Below are 21,750 nucleotides of genomic sequence, written 5' to 3'. Positions count from 1 at the left end.
GCATCCGACACATTTCAACTCAGGCAATTACAGAGGCGGTGGAGGAACTGTGCATCCGTGCCAACACCCAGCTGCCTCCCGACGTGAAGGCCGCTCTGGACGCCGCGCAGACTTCCGAGCCCTGGCCTCTGGCCAAACAGACGCTGGGGCTTTTGCAGCAGAACCTTTGCGCCGCAGCTGACAGGGAACTGCCTATCTGCCAGGACACCGGCATGGCCTGTGTCTTTGTGGAGCTGGGCCGGGAAGCCTGTGTGGACGGTGATTTGCAGGCTGCCATCGACGAGGGCGTCCGCCGCGGGTATGAAAAAGGCTATCTGCGCAAGAGCATCACCGCCGACCCTCTCAAGCGGGTCAATACGGGGGACAACACCCCGGCCTTTGTGACGCTCCATCTGGTGGAAGGCAGCGGCTGCCGCATCACCGTGGCGCCCAAAGGGGCCGGCAGCGAGAACATGAGCCGTCTGGCTATGCTCAAGCCTGCCGACGGGGTACAGGGCGTCAAGGACTTTGTGCTGGATACCGTCCGGCAGGCGGGGGCCAATCCCTGCCCGCCCATCGTGCTGGGCATCGGCATCGGCGGCAGCTTTGACAAGTGCGCGGCCCTGTCCAAACAGGCACTGCTGCGTCCGTTGGACCAGCCCAACGCCGACCCCTATTACGCGGCGCTGGAAGCAGAACTGAAAGAGGAAATCAACAAAATCGGCATCGGCCCCCAGGGCTTCGGCGGCCGTACCACCTGCCTGGGCGTTGCCATTGAGCAGCTGCCCACCCATGTGGCCTGCCTGCCGGTGGCCGTCAATATGAGCTGCCACGTCACCCGGCGTGCCAGTACCGAGCTGTAACCAAGTGGAAAGGAATCGAAATGCCCGCAGCAAAACCGAAACCCTGCATTGATATCTCACTGGACGGGGTGGGGGAAGCCTCCACGGGACGCCGCCGTCCCATAATGTCCGGAACAAAAGCCAGCCGCATTGATATTTCTCTGGATGGCGTGGGCGGAGCGCCCGCCGTGCGCCAGAGCCGCAGCAGGATCGATATTCCGCTGGACAGCGGCCGCACACCGGCAGAGGAATCCCGCCGCATCAGTGCCCTGGAGCTGGAACTGGTCAACCGCCACCACGCCGAAGTGAAGGAACTGTACCGCCGCGCCGAGAAAGGGGAATGACCATGCAATATACACTGCATACACCGCTGACCAAACAGGACCTGGCGCCTCTGCGCGCCGGGGATACCGTGCTGCTGTCCGGCGTGGTCTACACCGCCCGGGATGCGGCCCACGGCCGCATGGCGGAACTGCTGGACGCAGGCAAACCGCTGCCCTTTGACATTGCAGGGGCGGCAATCTACTACGTGGGTCCTACCCCCGAGCGCCCCGGCTGCGCCATCGGTGCGGCGGGCCCCACCACCTCCGGCCGTATGGACAGCTACACCCCCCGGCTGCTGGATCTGGGCCTTGCCTGCATGATCGGCAAGGGAAAGCGCAGCCAGGCGGTCAAGGATTCCGTCGTCAAAAACGGCGCGGTCTATCTGGCTGCCCTGGGCGGTGCAGGAGCCCTCATGGCGGACAGCGTCAAAAGCTGTGAGGTCATCGCCTGGGAGGACCTGGGCTGTGAGGCAGTGCGCCGTCTGACGGTGGAAAACATGCCGCTGACCGTCCTGCTGGATGCCCACGGCGGGGATCTCTACCAGTCGGGACCGGCGGCGTATCTGGCGGCATCTGCCGCCGGGCAGGCATGAAACGGGCAGCGGCGCTGGCCGCCGCCATTCTGGCTGTTGCCTTTGCCGTGGCGGCAGTGGCGCAGACGGTGCGCCTGAATACCGCACAGCAGACCATTGATACTCTGCAGGCGGGAATGGACGGACTCCAGAGCGAGCTGGACACATTGAACGGTCAGCTCACCGAGGAACAGGCAGCCCGCCGGGAGGCGGAAGATCAGCTGGCGGAGCTGCAAAAGAAACAGGCCCTGCAGGATGCCCAAGCTGCCAAGGCGGACATACAGGACGGGGATGAGATCGGCCGTGTCTGGGTGGAGGGCACCCAGGTGGACTGCACCCTCTATTGGGGAGACACCGGCAGCCAGTTCCGCAACGGCGCGGGGGCACACTCCACCGACGGCTGTGTCCTGCCCGGGGAAAATGGAACCGTCTTTGTGGGCGCTCATACCGACAGCTGGTTTGTGGACCTGAAATCTGCCGAGATCGGCTCCATTATCCATCTGGAGACCCCGTGGGGAACGTTCTCCTACAAGATCACCGAGACCAAGGTCATCAAGGAAACCGAGATCGACCAGTGCCGCTGGGGGGATGAGGTCCCCAGCTGCATTCTGTATACCTGCTATCCCTTCGGCATCCAGACGCCCACCGATCAGCGCTATCTGGTCTATGCCGACCCGCTGGAAACCGACGAGAACGGCGTGGTGCCCGACGAGCTCCGCCAGGACACCGACCAGACCGAATAACAGGACAAAAGCCCCGACAGATTCCGGAACCCGGAACCGTCGGGGCTTTGTCATATGGGAACTTTAAAAAGGGGGGTTAAGCAAAGAAAGCGTCAGTTGAGTTTTTTGCCGAAGAACTCCAGCTCGGGACGGATGACATCCATCAGCTCGTCGAACTGGTCGGGGGTCAGGCTCTGGGCGCCGTCGCTCTTGGCGTTCTTGGGATCGTTGTGCACCTCGATCATCAGGCCGTCGGCACCCACCGCCACAGCGGCGGCAGCCAGGCTGGGCACCATGAAGGCAATGCCCGCCGCGTGGCTGGGATCGATGACCACCGGCAGATGGGTCATCTTTTTGAGCATGGGCACGGCGGCCAGATCCAGAGTATTGCGCATGCTGGTCTCAAAGGTACGGATGCCGCGCTCGCACAGCACCACGTTGGGGTTGCCCTCCGCCATGATGTACTCGGCGCTCATGACCAGCTCCTCCAGTGTGGCGGACAGGCCGCGCTTGAGCAGCACCGGCACATTGGTGCGGCCCACCGCCTTGAGCAGTTCAAAGTTCTGCATGTTGCGGGCGCCGATCTGGATCATGTCCACCTTTTCCTGCAAAAACAGGGGAATGTGCTCGCTGCTCATCAGCTCGGTCACGATGGGCTGGCCGGTTGCGGCGCGGGCCTTGCTCAACAGCTCCAGACCCTCTGCCCGCAGCCCCTGGAAAGAGTAGGGACTGGTGCGGGGCTTGAAGGCACCGCCGCGCAGCAGGGAAGCGCCGGATTTCTGGACGCGCCGGGCGACCTCCACGATCTGGGCCTCGCTCTCCACGCTGCAGGGGCCCGCCATGACCGCAAAGTTGCCGCCGCCGATCTTGACGCCGCTCACATCCACCACCGTATCGTCGGGGTGGAACTTGCGGTTGGCTTTTTTGTAGGGTTCGGACACCCGGCGGCAGCTGTCCACAATGGGATTGGCCAGCAGCCAGCTCTCGCTCAGTGCCTTGGTGTCGCCGATGAGGCCGAGAATGTGGGTATCGCTGCCTTTGGAATCGTTGATCTGGAAGCCCATGGACTCCAGCTCCCGGCAGAAGGTGGCGACCTGTTCCGGTTTGACATTCTGTTTCAGTATGACGATCATAAAATCTTACACCCCTTTATATTGATGCGCTGGTCTGCGCGTTTGCTCTGTGCTGCATAGTTTAACACTTTAATGCACTAAAATCAAGGCTTTTTTACAAAGTTTTCTGGGACAGTTTTGACAATGGGGACGCTGCGTCCTATAATGAATTGCACAAACGGTGCGCCGCCGTGGCCGGGCCAGAAAGTAAAGGACCGGGCAAGGGCAGAACATTCTGCCGCGGACGGCACACTGTAAATCGCGCAGCGACTGCGCGGGGAGGGAAACATCATGGGCAAGGAAAGCAAAACCAACGCCATGCGCATGCTGGAGCGTGCCAAGGTGGCGTATACATCGCACGAATATCCCCACGAGGAAGGCACCGCCGTGGACGGCGCCACGGTAGCCAGGCTGACGGGACAGGACCCGGCACGGGTGTTCAAGACGTTGGTCACCCAGGGGGCCGACCACAACTATTATGTATTTGTGGTGCCGGTGCTGGAGGAGCTGGATTTGAAGAAGGCAGCCCGTGCCGCCGGCGTCAAGAGCGTTGCCATGATCCATGTGGCGGACATCAACAAGGTCACCGGCTACATCCGGGGCGGCTGCAGCCCGGTGGGCATGAAAAAGCAGTACAAGACGGTGTTTGACAAGAGCTGCCTGGACCAGCCCACCATGCTGGTCTCGGGCGGACGCATCGGTACCCAGATCGAGACCGCGCCTGCCGATCTGATCGCGGTCACCCGGGGCATTACGGCGGACATTACCGCCGAAAAGCCGTGATGCGCCTGGACAAGTACCTGGCCGCGGCGCTGGGCATCCCTCGCAGCGAGAGCCGCCGCCTGGCGGCCCGGGGCTCGGTGACGGTGGACGGGGAAGTCTGCAAAAAAGCCGATCGCCAGATTGACGAAAAGACAGCTCAGATCTGCGTGGACGGCAGATCCCTGGGGGGAGCGTATAAAGAGTTTGTCTACATCATGCTCAACAAGCCGGAGGGGGTGGTTTCGGCCAGCCGGGATGCCCGCGACACCACCGTGACTGATCTGGTGGCGGAGGACTTTCCCCGCAGGCAGCTGTTTCCGGCGGGACGCCTGGACAAGACCAGCACCGGCTTTGTGCTGCTTACCGATGACGGGGCGCTGGCCCATGACATTCTGGCTCCCGGCCGCCACGTACCCAAGGAGTACCTCGTCACGCTGGACACGCCCCTCACTCCCGAGATGTGCGCAGGATTTGCGGCGGGGGTGACGCTGGCGGACGGCCAGACCCTGGCCCCGGCTGTTGCCGAGCCCGCCCCCGGCGGCGATCCCTGCCGGGTACACGTGGTGCTGCGGCAGGGGGTCTATCACCAGATCAAGCGGATGTTCGGCGTCTTTGATGTGGGTGTCAATGGGCTGCATCGATCGAACATCGGCGGGGTGGAACTGGACCCCGCCCTGGCCCCCGGGCAATACCGGGAACTGACGGGGGAAGAGCTCAGCCGCCTGCGCGCCGCAGCGGGAAAATAAGGAAAACCAGGCAACAGAAATCCATCGGCCCGGCGGGGAAAAACCTTCTCCGCCGGGCCTTTTTATGCGGGCAAACAGAGAAAAGCCCCTGCGGCAGGATGTCACACTACCGATGCCCACTCTGCTTCCCGGAAGCCGACCAATACCTTGCCGGTATCCGTCACAAGGATGGGACGCTTGACCAGCATTCCATCGGTGGCCAGCAGGGCGAACTGTTCATCCTCACTCATGGCGGGCAGCCTGTCCTTGAGGCCCAGAGCCTTGTACTGCTGGCCGCTGGTATTGAAGAACTTTTTCAAGGGCAGACCGCTTTCGGCGTGCCAGAGGCGCAGCTCCTCCTCAGTGGGGCGGTCGGCCTTGATGTCACGGACCGTAAAGTCGGCGCCCTGGCCATCCAGAAAAGCGCGCGCCTTTTTGCAGGTGGAACAGTTGGGATAGCATATAAAAAGCATGGAAAACTCCTCCTAAGGCGGACCTAACCGGGAACCGCAGAATTCTCCCCAAGTATATCACAGTGCCGCCGTGCGTACAATGCAAGGGGAGGTCGGGAGACAAAGTGCTGAGTCTGTCGAAAAACGGATTGACTTGCCCTGTCCGGCATGATACCATTGCATTGTTTGTAGTGACCCAGTACAGCCGAAACCGGCTGTGCGCGCCGCAGCGCTGTGCATGCCACGGTGTCTGCCAGACGGGAGGCCGTTGCCATGATGTTTTATGAGTTAGGATGGCTGTTTTTTGCCTATTCATTTATCGGCTGGGTATTGGAGATTCTGTTTGTCTCCATCCGACAGCGGAAATATGTAGACCGAGGCGTCATCAACGGGCCGCTGTGTATCGTCTACGGCATTGCCGGCGTGGTGATCGCGGTAACGTTGTCCGAAATCGCGGGCAACCTGTTCTTCCTGTTCCTGTACAGCGCCCTGTACGCCACCGTCATTGAGTGGATCGCCGGGCATATTCTGGAGCATTCCTCCCATAGCCGATGGTGGGACTATTCGCACCTGCCTTTTAACCTGGACGGATACATTGCCCTTCCGGTGTCGGTGCTCTGGGGCCTTTTGGGCATCGCGGTGGTCAAATGGGGCAACCCGCTGCTGGTCTATCTGGTCCGGCTGATCCCGCAGCCTCTGGGCAGCATCCTGCTGGGCGTGCTGACCGTTGTGTTCCTGATCGACCTGGCGGACACCCTGCTCACCATGGCGGGCATCCGCCAGCGCCTGCCGCAGGTGGAGGCCGTCAGCAACCGGCTGGCCTCCCTGACGCTGCGCATGGGCCACTGGATCCTGGGCCGTACCGAGCGCCGTATGGTCAAGGCCCATCCCCAGGCAAGCTTTGTCCCCAAAGCCAAGGTCAAACCCACTGTGTTTGCTCAAGGGTGCAGCTTTTACAAAATCGTGCTGCTGTTTTTTATCGGCGCGTTTTTGGGGGACATTGTAGAGACCATTTTCTGCCGCATTACGGCGGGCTACTGGATGAGCCGCTCCAGCGTGGTGTGGGGGCCCTTCTCCATCGTGTGGGGGCTGGCCATTGCCCTGGCTACGCTCATGCTTTACCGGTACAAAGACCGCTCCTCCACCTTCCTGTTTGTGGTGGGAACTCTGCTGGGCGGCGCCTATGAATACCTGTGCAGCGTCTTTACCGAGATCGTCTTCGGTACGGTGTTCTGGGATTACAGCGCCATTCCCTTCAACCTGGCGGGGCGCATCAACCTGCTGTACTGCTTCTTCTGGGGCATTGCGGCGGTGGCGTGGTTCCGGGGCGTTTACCCCCATGTCTCCCGCTGGATCGAGAAGATCCCCATGCGCCCCGGCAAGGTGCTGACCTGGGCGCTGGTCATTTTTATGGCAGCGGATGTGGCAGTCAGCTCGGCGGCACTTTCCCGTTACACTGCCCGCGTTGCGGGGGTTCCGCCCCAGAACGCTGTGGAGGTATATCTGGACGAACATTATGATAATGACCGCATGTTCCAGATCTACCCCAAGGCGGTACATACCGAAAAACCTCAGTCCACGGTCCAGCTTCCGGTTTCCTGATGTTCTGAAACAAAAATACAAAGCCCGGAGCCTTCTTTGCGGAAGGCTTCGGGCCTTTTTTGTCTGTGGAGAAATACCGGAAAAGCCGTGCCCTTTCCGGGGCAAAGCCCGGAGGAACACGGCTTTTTCGGCGTATGGTGACGTACCGTTACAAGGCAGGGGAGAAAATGTCAGAGGTTGGTGTAGCCCATCAGATATTCATCCACCGCAGCGGCGGCCTCACGGCCTTCCCGCAGGGCCCAGACCACCAGGCTCTGGCCGCGGCGCATATCGCCGCAGGCAAACACGCCGGGGACGCTGGTCTGATATCCGTGGTCGGCCACGCAGCCGCGCTTGGTCAACTCGGCGCCGAAGGCCTCGGCCACATAGCTCTCGCAGCCGGTAAAGCCCGCCGCAATGAGCACCAGATCGCACTCGACGGTGAACTCCTCGCCCGTGGGGACCATGGCCCGGCGGCCGGTGGCCTCATCCACGACCCTGCTCTCCAGCTTGCTGATGAGAGCGCCGCAGACCTGACCGGATTCGTTCTTGTAGAACTCTTTGACGGTGGTCTGGTAAAGGCGCGGGTCGCTGCCAAAGACGGCGATGGCTTCCTGCTGGCCGTAGTCGGTCTTGAGGACCTTGGGCCATTCCGGCCAGTCGTTGCCGGGGGCACGCTCCACGGGCGGGCAGGGCATCATTTCCAGCTGGACCACGGCCTCGCAGCCCTGGCGGATGGCGGTGCCCACGCAGTCGTTGCCGGTATCGCCGCCGCCGATGACCAGGACCTTCTTGCCCTTGGCGTCGATGGCCTTTCCATCGGCAAAGTTGGAGTCCAGAAGGCTCTTGGTGACGCTGGTCAGGTAATCCACTGCAAAGTAGATGCCCGAAGCGTCGCGGCCGGGGGCGCTGATGTCCCGGGGCTGTTTGGCGCCGCAGCAGAGGAGGACAACGTCATTGTCCTGCATGAGCTCGGCGGCGGAGACGTTTTCGCCCACGTTGGCGCCGGTCCTGAACTGGACGCCCTCCTGGACCAGGCGCTCCACCCGGCGGTCGATGACCCATTTCTCCAGCTTCATGTTGGGGATACCGTACATCAGCAGGCCGCCCACCCGGTCTTCCCGCTCATAGACGGTGACGGTGTGGCCGCGCAGGTTGAGCAGGTCGGCGGCAGCCAGACCCGCAGGGCCTGCGCCCACCACCGCCACCCGCTTGCCGGTGCGGTCGGAGGGAGGGCAGGGGGGCAAAAGCCCGGCGCTGTAGCCGTACTCGATGATGGCGTGCTCATTTTCCTTGACAGTGACGGGATTGCCGGTGGTCATGCCGCAGGTGCAGGCAGCCTCGCACAAAGCGGGGCAGACCCGGCTGGTGAATTCGGGAAAGCGGTTGGTGGCGGTCAGGCGGCGCAGAGCCAGCTCCCACCGTCCCTGACAGACCAGATCATTCCACTCAGGGATGAGGTTGTTCAGCGGGCAGCCGCTGGTCATGCCGCAGATGGTCATGCCGCTCTGGCAGAAGGGGACGCCGCAGTCCATGCAGCGGGCGCCCTGGATCTGCTGCTCGTCACGATGCAGCGGGACGTGAAATTCGTTGAAATTGGTAATGCGTTCTTTGGGCGGCAGCTCGGTGCTGGTCTGCCGCGAATACTTCATAAAGCCTGTGGGTGTTCCCATGATACGGCTGCCTCCTTTACTGTGCGTTCTTCATGGCGTAGAATGCTTCGATCTGAGCCTGTTCGCTGTCCTCGCCCTTTTCCTCCATCTGGGCGATGAGGCGCAGCATCTTGTCGTAGTCGTGGGGCAGGACCTTCTTGAACTTGGGCAGATACTCGCCAAAGTTGTCCAGAATTTCCTTGCCCCGGGGCGAACCGGTCAGTTCCACATGCTCGCGGATCAGATCTTTCAGCAGGGAGACATCGTACTTGTGCTCGACGGGTTCCAGGCTGACCATGTCCTTGTTGACGCGCTGGTACAGATCCCAGTCCTCATCCAGGACGTAGGCAATGCCGCCGCTCATGCCGGCTGCAAAGTTTTTGCCGGTCTTGCCCAGGATGACGACGGTGCCGCCGGTCATATATTCGCAGCCATGGTCGCCCACGCCCTCCACGACGGCGGTGGCGCCGGAGTTGCGGACGCAGAAGCGCTCGCCGGCCACACCGTTGATGAAGGCCTTGCCCTCAGTGGCGCCGTACAGAGCCACGTTGCCGATGACGATGTTCTCGCCGCGGTCGTAGGAGACCTCCGCCGGGGGATAGACGATGAGCTTGCCGCCGGACAGGCCCTTGCCCATATAGTCGTTGGAGTCGCCGATGAGTTCCAGGGTCAGGCCGGCGGGAAGGAAGGCACCGAAGCTCTGACCGCCGTAGCCGTGGCAGGTGACATGGAAGGTATCCTCCGGCAGGGTGTTGCCGAACTTGCGGGTGATCTCGCTGCCGAAGATGGTGCCGAAGGCACGGTCGGTGTTGCCCACGGTCAGTTCCACCGAAGCGGGCTTGGGCTGATCCATGTCAAAGGACTTCTTGAACTTCTTCATGAGGACCCGCATGTCGGGGGTCTTTTCCAGCTGGAAGTTGTAGACATCCTTGGGATCAAAGTGGATGCTGCTGTTTTTCACCAGCGGGTTGGCCAGCAGGGCGGAAAGGTTCAGCTCGCTGGCACGGCTGCCGGCGGGCACATCCTTGACCCGGAGCAGATCGGTGCGGCCCACCAGCTCATCCACGGTGCGCACGCCAAGCTTTGCCATATACTCCCGCAGTTCCTGAGCCATGAAGCGCATGAAGTTCATGACGTACTCCGGCTTGCCCTTGAAGCGCCTGCGCAGTTCGGGGTTCTGGGTGCAGATGCCCATGGGGCAGGTATCCAGGTTGCAGACACGCATCATGACGCAGCCCATGGCCACCAGCGGGCCGGTGCCGAAGCCGAATTCCTCGGCGCCCAGCAGGGCGGCGATGGCCACATCACGGCCGGTCATCAGCTTGCTGTCGGCCTCGATGCGCACACGGGAGCGCAGGCCGTTCATGATGAGGCACTGGTGAGCCTCGGCGATGCCCAGCTCCCAGGGCAGACCGGCGTTGTGGATGGAGTTGCGGGGGGCAGCACCGGTGCCGCCGTCGAAGCCGGAGATGAGGATAACCTCGGCGCCCGCCTTGGCAACGCCGGCGGCGATGGTGCCGACGCCGGCCTCGCTGACCAGCTTGACGTTGATGGCCGCACGGCGGTTGGAGCACTTGAGGTCATAAATCAGCTGGGCCAGATCCTCGATGGAGTAGATGTCGTGATGGGGCGGGGGAGAGATCAGGCCGACGCCGGTGGTGGAGTGGCGGGTCTTGGCAACCCAGGGGTAGACTTTGGCGCCGGGCAGCTGACCGCCCTCGCCGGGCTTGGCGCCCTGAGCCATCTTGATCTGAATCTCCTTGGCGCTGACCAGATACTTGCTGGTGACGCCGAACCGGGCGGAAGCCACCTGCTTGATGGCCGAGTTGGACTCGGTGCCGAAGCGCTCCTCGGGCTCGCCGCCCTCACCGGTGTTGGACTTGCCGCCCAGACGGTTCATGGCGATGGCCATGCACTCGTGGGCCTCGTCGGACAGAGCGCCGTAGCTCATGGCCGCGGTCTTGAACCGCTTGACGATGTCGTCGACGCTCTCCACTTCCTCGATGGGTACGCCCTGCTCGGGATAGTTGAACTCCAGCAGACTGCGCAGATGCATCTCGTCATCGCCGGTGTGGGAGATGGCGTCGGTGTACTGCTTGAACTTGCTGTAGTCGCCGGTCCAGCAGGCCTGCTGCAGCAGATGGATGGTCAGGGGGTTATAGAGGTGCTGCTCGCTGTCACGGCCGCTGCGCAACTTGTGGGCACCCAGGCTGACCAGCTCGCTGCCGGTTCCCAGACCCAGAGGGTCAAAGGCCTTCTGGTGCCGCTGCTCCAGATCGTTCTGGATGTCCTGCAGAGTGATGCCGCCCACACGGCTGACGGTGTTGGTGAAGTATTTGTCCACCACTTCCTTGCTCACGCCCAGAGCCTCGAAGATCTGGCTGCCCTGGTAGGACTGGATGGTGGAAATGCCCATCTTGGAGGCAATCTTGACGATGCCCGCCAGGATGGCGTGGTTGTAGTCGTCCACGGCGGCGTAGTAATCCTTGTCCAGAAGCCCCTCGGAGATCAGTTCGCCCACCGTCTCCTGTGCCAGATAGGGATTGATGGCGCAGGCGCCGTAGCCCAGCAGGGTGGCGAAGTCGTGGACCAGTCGGGGCTCGCCGCTTTCCAGGATAAGCGCCATGGCGGTGCGCTTCTTGGTGCGGACCAGATACTTGGAGACGGCGCCCACAGCCAGCAGGCTGGGGATGGCCACGTGGTACTCGTCAATGTCCCGGTCGGAGAGGATCAGGATGTTGGCACCGTCGCGGTAGGCGCGGTCCACATCCACGAACAGGCGGTCGATGGCCTGCTCCAGATCGGTGTTCTTGTAGTAGCAGATGGACACCGTCTCCACCTTGAAGCCCGGGACGTTCATGGCCTTGATCTTGAGCAGATCGGTCTCGGTTAGAATGGGGTTGTTGATCTTGAGGACCTTGCAGTTCTCGCTGTCCTCTTCCAGCAGGTTGCCCTGAGCGCCCACGTAGACGGTGGTGGAGGTGATGATCTTCTCCCGCAGGGCGTCGATGGGCGGGTTGGTGACCTGGGCGAACATCTGCTGGAAGTAGTTGAACAGCGGGGGATGGGTATGGCTCAGAACGGCCAGCGGGGTGTCGCTGCCCATGGCGCCCGCCGGCTCGGAGCCGTTTTTGGCCATGGGCAGGATCATGGTGGAGACATCCTCATACCGGTAGCCGAAGGCCTTCTGCAGGCGGACCAGGTCCTCATGGGAGTGGGAGGGCACCTTGCGGTTGGGAATCTTCAGGCTGCCCAGGTCCACCAGATTGCGGTCCAGCCATTCGCCGTAGGGCTGGCGGGAGGCGTAGTCGGCCTTGAGCTGATCGTCGTCCACCAGCTCGCCCTTGACGGTATCCACCAACAGCATCTTGCCGGGGCGCAGACGGTCCTTCTTGACGATGTCCCGGGCGGGAATGTCCAGCACGCCTACCTCACTGGAGAGGATGAGGCGGCCGTCCCTGGTGATATAGTACCGGCTGGGACGCAGACCGTTGCGGTCCAGCACGGCGCCCATGATGTCGCCGTCCGAGAAGAGGATGGAGGCAGGGCCGTCCCAGGGCTCCAGCATGGTGGCGTAGTACTGATAGAAGTCCCGCTTCTTGGGGTCCATGCTCTTGTTGTTCGACCACGGCTCGGGGATGGTCACCATGACGGCCAGGGGCAGTTCCATGCCGTTCATGACCAGGAACTCCAGGGTGTTGTCCAGCATGGCGGAGTCGCTGCCGCCCTGGTTGACGATGGGCAGGATCTTGCCCATGTCGTCCTTGAGGTAACGGCTGGCGATGGTCTCCTCCCGGGCCAGCATGGTATCCACGTTGCCGCGGATGGTGTTGATCTCGCCGTTGTGCAGGATAAAGCGGTTGGGATGGGCGCGGTTCCAGCTGGGAGCCGTGTTGGTGGAGAAGCGGCTGTGCACCATGCCGATGGCGCTCTCGTAATCGTTGTCCTGCAAATCGGGGTAGAACAGGCGAAGCTCGTTGACCAGGAACATGCCCTTGTAGACGATGGTGCGGCTGGACAGGCTGCACACATAGGTGTTGCGGCAGCTCTGCTCAAAGACGCGGCGCACCACATACAGGCGGCGGTCAAAGGCAATGCCCTTCTCCAGCCGGGGCGGCTTGCCCACAAAGGCCTGCCAGATGCTGGGCATGCAGTCCCGGGCACTGCTGCCCAGAACGTCCGGGCAGGTGGGAACGCTGCGCCAGCCCAGGAAGGTCAGACCCTCCTTCTGGCATACGATCTCAAACAGCTTTTTTGCCTGCTTGCGCTGCAGTTCGTCCTGGGGGAAAAAGAACATGCCAACGCCGTACTCGCGCTCGCCGCCCAGGGTAATACCCTCGGCTGCGGCGACCTTCTGGAAGAACTTGTCGCTGATCTGCAGCAGGATGCCCACACCGTCGCCGGTCTTGCCCTCGGCATCTTTGCCCGCGCGGTGCTCCAGATGCTCTACGATCTGCAGGGCATCGTCCAGCACCTTGTGGCTCTTGCGGCCCTTGATGTCCACAACTGCGCCGATGCCGCAGTTGTCATGTTCAAACCGCGGGTCATACAGCCCGGCGGGGGTATTGCGGTCCGTGAAATTTTCCATACTCCCGATCTCCTTTCCTCACCATACAGCGGCGCTGAGCGCCGCATATAAAGAAAAGGATGCCCTGCCGGAGGGCACAATACCCTCTTGGCAGAACATCCTTGTTCGTGTGAACTACTATAGCATAAGAAAACGGATTTGGCAAGAGCCATGCAAAATTTGCACAGAAAATCCATACCTATGCCAAAAACAGGCGGCCGGCAGTCCGGCGGCTCATTGGGTCAGAGCCGGTTCCTGTTCCTGCGCGGCAGCCTCGGCGGCGTTTTGGGCGCGCAGCTCGGCCAGAATGGCGGCCAGCAGCTCCTCCTGGGTGGGGGCGGCAGGCTTTTCCGGTTCCGCTTTGGCTGCCGGAGCGGGTTTGCGGCGCCCGAAGTCCCTCAGGCGGTTCATGGCCTTGACCAGACAGAACAGCACAAAGGCCATGATGACAAAGTTGATGACCGCTGAAATAAAGGACCCCACACACAGCGGGTCGGCGCCGTTGGGCAGGGGGATGACCACATTGCTGAAGTCGGTGGAGAAGGCAATGCCCAGCAGCGGGTTGAGGATATCGTTGGTCAGCGAGTTGACGATCCCCTGGAATGCCGCGCCGATGATAACACCGACGGCCATGTCCACCACGTTGCCCTTGAGGGCAAAGGTCTTGAACTCCTCGAGAAATTTCTTCATATGTTGCTCCTTGGGGGCGCAGGCGGGAAAGCTTACTTTTTCAGCAGGGCGGCCACAGCCTTGGCGGCGCCGTCCAGGTAATCCCCGGCAAAGGTCTCGATCATGCCGGCGTCGGCCTCCTTGGCCAGCTCGGGATCGATGGGCATCTTGGCCAGCACGGGCAGACCGTACTTGGCGGCGGTCTCATCCACATGGCTCTCGCCGAAGACGGAAATGTGCTTGCCGCAGTCGGGGCAGACGGCGTAGCTCATGTTCTCCACAATGCCCAGGGTGGGCACATGCATCATCTGGGCCATCTGGACAGCCTTGCCCACGATCATGCCCACCAGCTCCTGAGGGCTGGAGACGATGATGATGCCGTCCACCGGCAGGGTCTGGAAGACGGTGAGGGGCACGTCGCCGGTTCCCGGAGGCATGTCGACGAACATAAAGTCCACATCTTCCCAGATGACATCCTGCCAGAACTGCTTGACGGCGCCCGCAATGACGGGACCGCGCCAGACGACAGGGGCTTCCTCATCGTCCAGCAGCAGGTTGATGCTCATGATGTCGATGCCCACCCGGCTCTTGACGGGGTTGATGCCGTCATCGGTGCCGGTGGCGGGGCCATGGACGCCGAACAGTTTGGGGATGGACGGGCCGGTGATGTCGGCGTCCAGAATGCCGACTTTATAGCCCAGACGGCGCATGGAAACAGCCAGCATGGCGCTGGTCATGCTCTTGCCGACGCCGCCTTTGCCCGACACGACGCCGATCACCTTTTTGATATGGCTCTTCGCGTGGGGAGGCTCGTGCTGAGGCGCGCGGCTCTCGCAGTTTGCGCTGCAATTGCTGCAGTCGTGGTTGCAGGCTTCACTCATGGTGACAGATTCTCCTTTTTCCTGATGAAGGTCCGCGGCCCGGCCGTTTGGGTACGGACGGATCAGCGGGGGTTAACTCATATAGTGTACCTCTTTGCCGTTCGGATTGCAAGGCCGTCCGACGCCAGCGGCAAAACAAAGATGCCGCAGCATCGCGCCTTTGCCCCAAAACGGGCAAGGAATGCTGTTTTGCCGTGCACAGAGGCGGCGAAGGTCACAGCGGCAGCTCGCCTGCCACGGTGCGGATGAACCGGCGGAAGATAGGGCCGCGCTGGTTGGCGATCTCGATGACCTCGTCGCCGGACAGGCGCTTGCCCGCCATGCCCGCCGCCATGTTGGTGATGAGGCTGACCCCCAGCACCGGCAGGCCGCAGTGGGAGGCGGCGATGGCCTCGGGCACGGTGCTCATGCCCACGGCGTCGGCGCCCAGGGTGCGGAAGGCCCGGATCTCGGCGGGGGTCTCAAAGCTGGGGCCCATGTAGCCCAGATAGACGCCCTCCCGCAAGGCGATGCCCTGCTGTGCGGCCACCCGGCGGGCAGCCTCCTGGAAGGCGGGGGTGTACACCTGGGTCATATCGCAGAAGCGGGGGCCGATGGCGTCATCGTTGGCACCACGCAGCGGGTTGGCACCCATAAAGTTGATGTGGTCGGTGATGAGCATGAAATCTCCCACCGAGAAATCCCAGTTGACGCCGCCCGCCGCATTGGTCAGGATGAGCGCCTTGCAGCCCAGCGCTTTGAGCACCCGCACCGGCAGGGCAATGGCCGCCATGTCGTGGCCTTCATAATAGTGAAAACGTCCCTGCATGCACAGGACCAGACGGCCGTTCAGTCTGCCGCAGACAAAGCGCCCCGCATGGCCGGGAGCGGTGGATACCGGAAAATGAGGGATCTCCCCGTAGGGAATGCAGACGGGGGACTCGATCTCATCGGCCAGCTCACCCAAACCGGAGCCCAGCACCAGGGCCAGGTCGGGGGTGGCGGGCAGACGGGCGCGGAGAAAATCGGCGGCCTCGGCCACCGTACAGGAAATGCTTTGCTGCATGGATTGTTACCTCGGTTCTCTGTAGAATGATGTGGAATGGTGGAAAACGGTCCGCCTCCCGGTCTTGGGCAAACCCATACCCGAGCGGAGGCGCTAGCTGACATCATTTTACCATACCGGTATGCAGAGCGGCAAGGCATACGTGGGAGGCGCTCTGCATACAGTGGCCTGAATGACAAAGGGCCGTGGGCACAAAGGCATCTGGGGGAGGCGGTAAGAGATGCAGATCCGGGTCTACCTGAAAAATGCGGCGATCTTAACCGTGTCCGGGCTGGTGCTGCGGGTGCTGGGCATGGCCTTCCGGGTGTTTGTGGCGTCCAGCATCGGCAGCGAGGGCATGGGCCTGTATCAGCTGATCCTGTCGGTGTACATGGTGTTTGTCTCGCTGGCATCCTCCGGCATGAATGTGGCCTCCACCCGGCTGGCCGCCCAGAGCCTTGCCCGGGGCCGCAGCATGGCACGCACCGTGTCCGGGCTGGTGGTCACGGCGGGGGCGCTTGGGTTTGCGGCCATGGGAGCCCAGCTGATACTGGCGGAGCCTCTGGCCCGGTATGTGCTGCACGACGTGCGGGGAGCGCTGAGCCTGAAGATCCTGGCGCCCAGCCTGCCTGTTATGGCGGTGGCGGGAGCCCTGCGGGGATGCTTCCTTGCCCGGCGGCGGGTGGAGCCCAACGCGGTAGCCCAGCTCATTGAACAGCTGGTGCGGATGGGTGTTGTCTGGCTGGCCCTGCGCCGGACGGCTGTCTGGGGGGCGGAGTATGCCTGTGCGGCGGTGCTGGTGGGCAACACCGTCAGCGAGGCGGTGTCCTGCGCGGTGATGGCGGGCTTTGCGGGGAAGGACCCGGCTTTCCGCTCCGATGCCGGGGACGGGCAGCGGCCTTACACCCGGCGGGAACTGGCGGGAATCCTGCTGCCGGTGGAGGGCAGCAGAATTCTGGCCAGTGTTCTTCAGGCGGCAGAGAGCAGCCTCATCCCTCTCTGCCTGACCCTTTACCTGGGGGACCGTACCCAGGCTGTCTCCCAGTACGGCGCCATCAAGGGCATGGCCATTCCGCTGCTGTTTTTCCCGTTCTCCATTTTGTCGGCGCTGTCCAGCCTGCTTATGCCGGAAATCGCCCGGGCCAACGCCCGGAGGGATACCGCAGCAACGGCCCGGCTCATCGACGGCACCATGCGGATGGCAGGGCTGTTCTCGGCGCTGGCGGGCTGCTGCTTTGTGCTGTTTGGCAAGGAGGCGGCGGTGCTGCTTTACGGGGATGTACAGGTGGGGGAGTATATCCGGGTTCTGGGGCTGGTGGCGCCCTTTATGTATCTGGAAAGCATGGTGGACGGTATCCTGAAAGGACTGGGGGAACAGCTTGCCACCTTCCGCTATTCGCTGCTGGACTCGGCTCTGCGCATTCTGGGCATTGTGGTGCTTTTGCCCCGGTACGGCATCTGGGCGTTTCTGGGCATCATGGCAGCGTCCAACCTGCTGACCTTTGCCCTGAATACCCGGCGTATGCTGCGCCGCGCACGGATGCGGCCCGGCTGGTGGAGCTGGTTCGTTCGTCCTGCCCTGTTCGGACTTCTCTGCACCGGGCTGGGGCTGGGCGCGCTGTGCCTGCTGCCCGGATCGGAGCTGCTGAAACTGGCCGGAGCGGCGGGGGTGGTCTGCGGGGGATATCTGGCCCTGAGCTTCTGCTGGGGCGGCCTGGATGCCCTTCTGCCTGCCCGGATGCGCCGGACCCGAATATGATGTTACAGTGAAACCCGGCCCCAACAGTTGACAATGGTAAGGGCCGGGTTATAATGGAATTAATGATTGATATATCAATGATTGATGTATCAAGAATGGAGGGACAGATGTGGAACAGACTTTCCATCTGCTTTTGTACCGGGCGTTTCATGCCCAGCGGTCCTTTCTGCGGCCGAAAGGTGCGGCACTGGGGCTGGGCACCGGGCAGCCCAAATTGATTGCTTATCTGGACCAGCACGGCTGCTGCAGTCAGAAATGCCTGGCCGATTATTTTGAGATCGACCCCGCGGCAGTGTGCCGGATGCTGGATTCTCTGGAAAAGGGCGGCTTTATCCGCCGGACAGCCGACCGCTGCGACCGGCGTACCGGTGTGGTGGAGCTGACCGATAAGGGAAAAGCCGCCGCCCGGAGCTGGGAAGGCTGTTGTGACGAGCTGGAACAGCGGATGCTGGAGGGGTTTTCCGCAGAGGAGCAGAAAAAGTTTGCCGAATATCTGACACGGGCCCATCACAATTTGAGGAAACCGCGGGAGTGAGGATGGTAACATGAAGGATTTGAAACGTCTGTTTGGGTATCTGGGCCCCTACCGCCGGGATCTGTGGCTGGGGGCTGCGCTGGTTGTGATCGAGACATCCTTTGAACTCATCATACCGGTGCTGATGTCCGACATCATTGATGTGGGCGTAGCGTCGGGGGATGTGGGCATTATTCTTCAAAAAGGGGTGCAGATGGCCGTTTGTGCGCTGCTCTCTCTGCTGACCGGCCTGCTCTATGCGCGCTATGCGGCCCGGGCGTCCTATGGCCTGGGGGCCCGTATCCGGGAGGCGGAGTATGCCAAGGTCCAGAAATACGCGTTCGGCAATCTGGACCATTTTGAGACTTCGTCTCTGGTCACCCGCATGACCACCGATGTGACGGTGCTGCAGAACGCCATCAACGGCGGCTTCCGTCCCATGGTCCGCGGCCCCGTCATGCTGGTCATGGGGGTGGGGCTTTCCTTCTGGATGAACGCCAGGCTGGCCCTGGTGTTTCTGGTCTGTACGCCGGTGCTGGCAGTGGTGCTGGTCTGCATTCTGCGCCGGATCGCGCCGATGTATGGCCGGCTGCAGGTGGCAATGGATCATCTGAACAATGTGGTGCAGGAATGCCTTACCGCCATCCGCGCCGTCAAGGCCTTTGTCCGCGGAGAGTACGAGGAGGACAAGTTCCGGGAGGTCAACCATGAACTCATGGATGTCAGCCAGGATACCTTCCGCACAGCGGTGCTCAATCTGCCGGCGTTCCAGTTCACCATGTATGCGGCCGCCGTCATGATCCTGTGGTTCGGCGGCGGCATGATCCTGCGGGGCGAGCTGGAAGTGGGCAAGCTCACCGGCTTTTTGAGCTATGTGCTGCAGGTCATGAATTCACTGATGATGATCTCCAACGTCTTTCTTCTCATGACCCGCTCCCTGGCCAGTGCCCACCGTGTGGCGGAGGTGCTGGACGAGCAGGTGGAGCTCACATCCCCCGCCCATGCCGTCACGGAAGTCAAGGACGGCAGTATCTCCTTCCGGGGCGTCTCCTTTAAGTATCATCCCGATGCCCGGGAGTATGCCCTGTCCGGCATTGACCTGGATATTGCCTCTGGCCAGACGGTGGGCATTCTGGGCGGCACCGGCTCGGCCAAGACCACGCTGGTGCAGCTGATCCCCCGCCTGTACGACGCCACCGAAGGCCAGGTCCTGGTGGGAGGCCGGGATGTGCGGGAGTACGACCTGGTTACCCTGCGGGATGCCGTGGGCATTGTGCTGCAGAAAAACGTGCTGTTTTCGGGCACGGTGCGGGAGAACCTCCGCTGGGGTGATCCCGATGCCGACGACGAAACGCTCTGGACTGCCTGCCGCGCCGCCTGCGCCGACGAGTTTCTGGAACGGATGCCCGGCGGACTGGACAGCGATCTGGGACAGGGGGGCGTCAACGTTTCGGGCGGACAGAAGCAGCGTCTCTGCATTGCGCGCACCCTGCTGAAAAAGCCCAAGATCATGATTTTTGACGACTCCACCAGCGCGGTGGATACCGCCACCGAGGCCCGCATCCGCGGAGCCCTGGCCAAGATGACCGGTATGACCAAGATCATCATTGCCCAGCGCATCACTTCGGTCATGGATACCGACAAGATCATTGTGCTGGACGACGGCCGCATCCACTCGGCAGGGACCCACGCCCAGCTGCTCCAAAGCGATCCCATTTACCAGGAAATCTATGCATCCCAGATGAAAGGAGGCGGTGAACATGGCCAGAGCTCTATCGGGTAAGCGCCCCAAAAACCTTGGCTTTACGCTGAAAACCCTGCTGTCCTATATGGGCCGGCACAAGTTTTTGTTTCTGATCGTCGCCGTACTGGTCACCATCAGCGCCCTGGGCAACCTGCTGGGCACCTACATGATCCGCCCCGTGGTCAACAGCGTGGGAGCGGGAGATGGGGCAGCCCTTGTCCGCGGCGTGGCGGTGACGGCCGCCATCTACGGGGTGGGCGTGCTGGCTGCATTCGGCTACACGCAGACCATGGTCCACGCTGCCCAGAAGGTCCTCTATGATATCCGCCGGGATCTGTTTGCGCATATCCAGACCCTGCCCCTGCGCTTTTTTGATACCCAGCGCCATGGCGACACCATGAGCTATTTCACCAACGATGTGGACACGGTGGCGGACGCCCTCAACAACAGCTTTGCCATGGTCATCCAGAGCTTCATCCAGATGACCGGCACCCTCATCATGCTGTTTGTGCTCAACTGGCAGCTGTCGCTGCTGGTGGTGGTGGGCTATGCGGCCATGTTCCTGTACATCCGGTACAGCGGACGCCGCAGCAAATCCTACTATACCCGCCAGCAGGCCAGTCTTGGCGATCTGGACGGCTACATCGAAGAGATGGTCACCGGCCAGAAGGTCGTCAAGGTTTTCAACCATGAGGTGGAAAACGAGCGCGTTTTCCGGGAGAAGAACGAATCCCTGCGGGTGGCCGGCACCGGTGCCCAGAGCTATGCCGCCACCATGGTCCCTGCGGTGGTCAGCATCTCCTACATCAACTACGCACTGGTAGCCGTTCTGGGCGGCATTATGGCCCTCAACGGCATGACCGATATCGGCAGCCTGGCCAGCTATCTGGTGTTTGTCCGGCAGGCGGCCATGCCCATCAACCAGTTTACCCAGCAGAGCAATTTCCTGCTGGCGGCCATGGCCGGCGCCGAGCGCATCTTTGAGGCCATGAGCCTGAAGCCTGAGGTGGACGAGGGCAACATCCGCCTGGTCAATGTGCGGGAGGAAAACGGCGCCCTTATCGCCTGCGAGGAAAAGACCGGGCGCTGGGCCTGGCAGAAGCCGGACGGCACTCTGGAGCCGTTGCGGGGGGACGTGCGGTTCCATGATGTGAGCTTCGGCTATGACAAGGACCACACTATCCTTAAGCATGTCAGCCTCTACGCCAAACCGGGCCAGAAAATTGCCTTTGTGGGCTCCACCGGTGCGGGCAAGACCACCATCACCAACCTTATCAACCGGTTTTACGACATTGATGACGGCAGCGTCACCTACGACGGCATCGACGTTCGGGAGATCGAGAAGGACTCGCTGCGCCGGAGCCTGGGCATCGTCCTGCAGGATACCCACCTGTTCACCGGTACCATCGAGGAAAATATCCGCTTCGGCAAATTGGATGCCACCCATGAGGAGGTGGTCCGGGCGGCAAAGATCGCCAACGCCGATTCCTTCATCCGCCGTTTGCCCCAGGGGTATCAGACCCGCATCACTTCGGACGGCGCCAGCCTGAGCCAGGGCCAGCGCCAGCTGCTGGCCATTGCACGGGCGGCGGTGGCCGATCCGCCGGTGCTGATTCTGGACGAGGCGACTTCCTCCATCGATACCCGCACCGAAGCCCTCATTGAGAAGGGCATGGATCAGCTGATGGAGGGCCGTACCGTCTTTGTTATTGCCCACCGGCTGTCCACTGTGCGCAACGCCGACGCTATTATGGTGTTGGAGCACGGCCAGATCGTCGAGCGCGGCGGCCACGAGGAACTCCTCGCCCAGAAAGGCGAGTATTACCAGCTCTACAACGGTATGTTTGAGCTGTCCTGACAACGCAATACA

18 protein-coding genes are annotated in these 21,750 nt (G+C 61.9%); 11 read left to right on the top strand and 7 right to left on the bottom strand.

Annotated elements, in window-relative coordinates:
- The first annotated feature begins 2 nt into the window (after positions 1–2).
- Genes INF35_RS04350 through INF35_RS04335 form a run of 4 tightly spaced genes read left to right on the top strand, consistent with a single transcriptional unit; the run spans position 3 to position 2,459 of the window.
- Positions 3–842 carry a fumarate hydratase gene (locus INF35_RS04350; protein WP_193500534.1) on the top strand — a complete coding sequence of 280 codons (840 nt, stop codon included), beginning with the start codon at positions 3–5 and terminating at the stop codon, positions 840–842.
- Between the two features lie 20 nt (positions 843–862).
- Complete coding sequence (locus tag INF35_RS04345; RefSeq protein ID WP_193500286.1) at positions 863–1,165, top strand: hypothetical protein; 303 nt, start codon at positions 863–865, stop codon at positions 1,163–1,165.
- A gap of 2 nt (positions 1,166–1,167) precedes the next feature.
- Positions 1,168–1,737 (top strand): Fe-S-containing hydro-lyase, encoded by a 570-nt coding sequence (locus tag INF35_RS04340; RefSeq protein ID WP_193500285.1) that lies wholly within the window; start codon positions 1,168–1,170, stop codon positions 1,735–1,737.
- Entirely contained in the window at positions 1,734–2,459 is a 726-nt protein-coding gene (locus tag INF35_RS04335) for a class D sortase (RefSeq protein ID WP_193500284.1), read from the top strand. Before INF35_RS04340 ends, INF35_RS04335 begins: the two co-directional genes overlap by 4 nt.
- A gap of 92 nt (positions 2,460–2,551) precedes the next feature.
- On the opposite strand, the gene aroF is transcribed toward INF35_RS04335, so the two are convergent.
- Positions 2,552–3,571 carry a 3-deoxy-7-phosphoheptulonate synthase gene (gene aroF / locus INF35_RS04330; RefSeq protein ID WP_193500283.1) on the bottom strand — a complete coding sequence of 340 codons (1,020 nt, stop codon included), beginning with the start codon at positions 3,569–3,571 and terminating at the stop codon, positions 2,552–2,554.
- Positions 3,572–3,841: 270 nt separating this feature from the next.
- Between aroF and ybaK the strand changes: the two genes are divergently transcribed.
- Complete coding sequence (ybaK, locus tag INF35_RS04325) at positions 3,842–4,333, top strand: Cys-tRNA(Pro) deacylase (RefSeq protein WP_193500282.1); 492 nt, start codon at positions 3,842–3,844, stop codon at positions 4,331–4,333.
- A complete protein-coding gene (locus INF35_RS04320) occupies positions 4,333–5,058 on the top strand; it encodes a pseudouridine synthase (RefSeq protein WP_193500281.1) in 726 nt (241 codons plus the stop codon). Before ybaK ends, INF35_RS04320 begins: the two co-directional genes overlap by 1 nt.
- Positions 5,059–5,159: 101 nt before the next feature.
- Here INF35_RS04320 and INF35_RS04315 read toward each other — a convergent pair whose 3' ends face one another.
- Positions 5,160–5,510 (bottom strand): arsenate reductase family protein, encoded by a 351-nt coding sequence (locus tag INF35_RS04315; protein WP_193500280.1) that lies wholly within the window; start codon positions 5,508–5,510, stop codon positions 5,160–5,162.
- Positions 5,511–5,762: 252 nt separating this feature from the next.
- On the opposite strand from INF35_RS04315, the gene INF35_RS04310 reads away from it, so the two are divergent.
- The gene (locus INF35_RS04310; protein WP_193500279.1) at positions 5,763–7,091 is read left to right on the top strand and encodes a putative ABC transporter permease; all 1,329 of its coding nucleotides are present in this window, start codon (positions 5,763–5,765) and stop codon (positions 7,089–7,091) included.
- Between the two features lie 170 nt (positions 7,092–7,261).
- Here INF35_RS04310 and INF35_RS04305 read toward each other — a convergent pair whose 3' ends face one another.
- The 5 genes from INF35_RS04305 to INF35_RS04285 all read right to left on the bottom strand — a co-directional run bounded on the left by INF35_RS04305 (position 7,262) and on the right by INF35_RS04285 (position 15,884).
- Positions 7,262–8,743, bottom strand: a complete 1,482-nt coding sequence (locus tag INF35_RS04305; protein WP_193500278.1) for a glutamate synthase subunit beta — start codon at positions 8,741–8,743, stop codon at positions 7,262–7,264.
- A gap of 16 nt (positions 8,744–8,759) precedes the next feature.
- Positions 8,760–13,310: a glutamate synthase large subunit gene (gltB, locus tag INF35_RS04300; protein ID WP_193500277.1), complete on the bottom strand. Its 4,551-nt coding sequence runs from the start codon at positions 13,308–13,310 to the stop codon at positions 8,760–8,762.
- A 213-nt stretch (positions 13,311–13,523) separates the two neighbouring features.
- The gene (gene mscL, locus INF35_RS04295) at positions 13,524–13,979 is read right to left on the bottom strand and encodes a large conductance mechanosensitive channel protein MscL (protein WP_193500276.1); all 456 of its coding nucleotides are present in this window, start codon (positions 13,977–13,979) and stop codon (positions 13,524–13,526) included.
- A 32-nt stretch (positions 13,980–14,011) separates the two neighbouring features.
- Positions 14,012–14,839, bottom strand: a complete 828-nt coding sequence (locus INF35_RS04290; protein ID WP_193500275.1) for an Mrp/NBP35 family ATP-binding protein — start codon at positions 14,837–14,839, stop codon at positions 14,012–14,014.
- A gap of 214 nt (positions 14,840–15,053) precedes the next feature.
- Entirely contained in the window at positions 15,054–15,884 is an 831-nt protein-coding gene (locus INF35_RS04285) for a purine-nucleoside phosphorylase (protein ID WP_193500274.1), read from the bottom strand.
- A gap of 220 nt (positions 15,885–16,104) precedes the next feature.
- On the opposite strand from INF35_RS04285, the gene INF35_RS04280 reads away from it, so the two are divergent.
- From INF35_RS04280 to INF35_RS04265, 4 genes are all read left to right on the top strand, one after another.
- Complete coding sequence (locus tag INF35_RS04280) at positions 16,105–17,622, top strand: oligosaccharide flippase family protein (protein ID WP_193500273.1); 1,518 nt, start codon at positions 16,105–16,107, stop codon at positions 17,620–17,622.
- A gap of 109 nt (positions 17,623–17,731) precedes the next feature.
- Positions 17,732–18,157 carry a MarR family winged helix-turn-helix transcriptional regulator gene (locus tag INF35_RS04275; protein ID WP_193500272.1) on the top strand — a complete coding sequence of 142 codons (426 nt, stop codon included), beginning with the start codon at positions 17,732–17,734 and terminating at the stop codon, positions 18,155–18,157.
- 10 nt (positions 18,158–18,167) lie between these two features.
- On the top strand, positions 18,168–19,919 hold the full coding sequence (locus INF35_RS04270) for an ABC transporter ATP-binding protein (protein WP_193500271.1): 1,752 nt from the start codon (positions 18,168–18,170) through the stop codon (positions 19,917–19,919).
- Positions 19,897–21,738: an ABC transporter ATP-binding protein gene (locus INF35_RS04265; RefSeq protein WP_193500270.1), complete on the top strand. Its 1,842-nt coding sequence runs from the start codon at positions 19,897–19,899 to the stop codon at positions 21,736–21,738. Before INF35_RS04270 ends, INF35_RS04265 begins: the two co-directional genes overlap by 23 nt.
- Positions 21,739–21,750: the final 12 nt, after the last annotated feature.

The sequence above is a fragment of the Gemmiger gallinarum genome, from assembly GCF_014982805.1.
In the GTDB taxonomy this organism is placed as follows: Bacteria; Bacillota; Clostridia; order Oscillospirales; family Ruminococcaceae; genus Gemmiger; species Gemmiger gallinarum.
The sequence above is the reverse complement of the archived record's forward strand: the minus strand, read 5'-3'. Positions and strand labels throughout refer to the sequence as shown.

Excerpts from the sequence above, each read along its gene's own strand:
- INF35_RS04345 (WP_193500286.1), top strand. The coding sequence starts at position 863 with ATGCCCGCAGCAAAACCGAAACCCTGCATTGATATCTCACTGGACGGG.
- INF35_RS04340 (WP_193500285.1), top strand. The coding sequence starts at position 1,168 with ATGCAATATACACTGCATACACCGCTGACCAAACAGGACCTGGCGCCT.
- INF35_RS04335 (WP_193500284.1), top strand. The coding sequence starts at position 1,734 with ATGAAACGGGCAGCGGCGCTGGCCGCCGCCATTCTGGCTGTTGCCTTT.
- aroF (WP_193500283.1), bottom strand. The coding sequence starts at position 3,571 with ATGATCGTCATACTGAAACAGAATGTCAAACCGGAACAGGTCGCCACC.
- ybaK (WP_193500282.1), top strand. The coding sequence starts at position 3,842 with ATGGGCAAGGAAAGCAAAACCAACGCCATGCGCATGCTGGAGCGTGCC.
- INF35_RS04320 (WP_193500281.1), top strand. The coding sequence starts at position 4,333 with ATGCGCCTGGACAAGTACCTGGCCGCGGCGCTGGGCATCCCTCGCAGC.
- INF35_RS04315 (WP_193500280.1), bottom strand. The coding sequence starts at position 5,510 with ATGCTTTTTATATGCTATCCCAACTGTTCCACCTGCAAAAAGGCGCGC.
- INF35_RS04310 (WP_193500279.1), top strand. The coding sequence starts at position 5,763 with ATGATGTTTTATGAGTTAGGATGGCTGTTTTTTGCCTATTCATTTATC.
- INF35_RS04305 (WP_193500278.1), bottom strand. The coding sequence starts at position 8,743 with ATGGGAACACCCACAGGCTTTATGAAGTATTCGCGGCAGACCAGCACC.
- gltB (WP_193500277.1), bottom strand. The coding sequence starts at position 13,310 with ATGGAAAATTTCACGGACCGCAATACCCCCGCCGGGCTGTATGACCCG.
- mscL (WP_193500276.1), bottom strand. The coding sequence starts at position 13,979 with ATGAAGAAATTTCTCGAGGAGTTCAAGACCTTTGCCCTCAAGGGCAAC.
- INF35_RS04290 (WP_193500275.1), bottom strand. The coding sequence starts at position 14,839 with ATGAGTGAAGCCTGCAACCACGACTGCAGCAATTGCAGCGCAAACTGC.
- INF35_RS04285 (WP_193500274.1), bottom strand. The coding sequence starts at position 15,884 with ATGCAGCAAAGCATTTCCTGTACGGTGGCCGAGGCCGCCGATTTTCTC.
- INF35_RS04280 (WP_193500273.1), top strand. The coding sequence starts at position 16,105 with ATGCAGATCCGGGTCTACCTGAAAAATGCGGCGATCTTAACCGTGTCC.
- INF35_RS04270 (WP_193500271.1), top strand. The coding sequence starts at position 18,168 with ATGAAGGATTTGAAACGTCTGTTTGGGTATCTGGGCCCCTACCGCCGG.
- INF35_RS04265 (WP_193500270.1), top strand. The coding sequence starts at position 19,897 with ATGGCCAGAGCTCTATCGGGTAAGCGCCCCAAAAACCTTGGCTTTACG.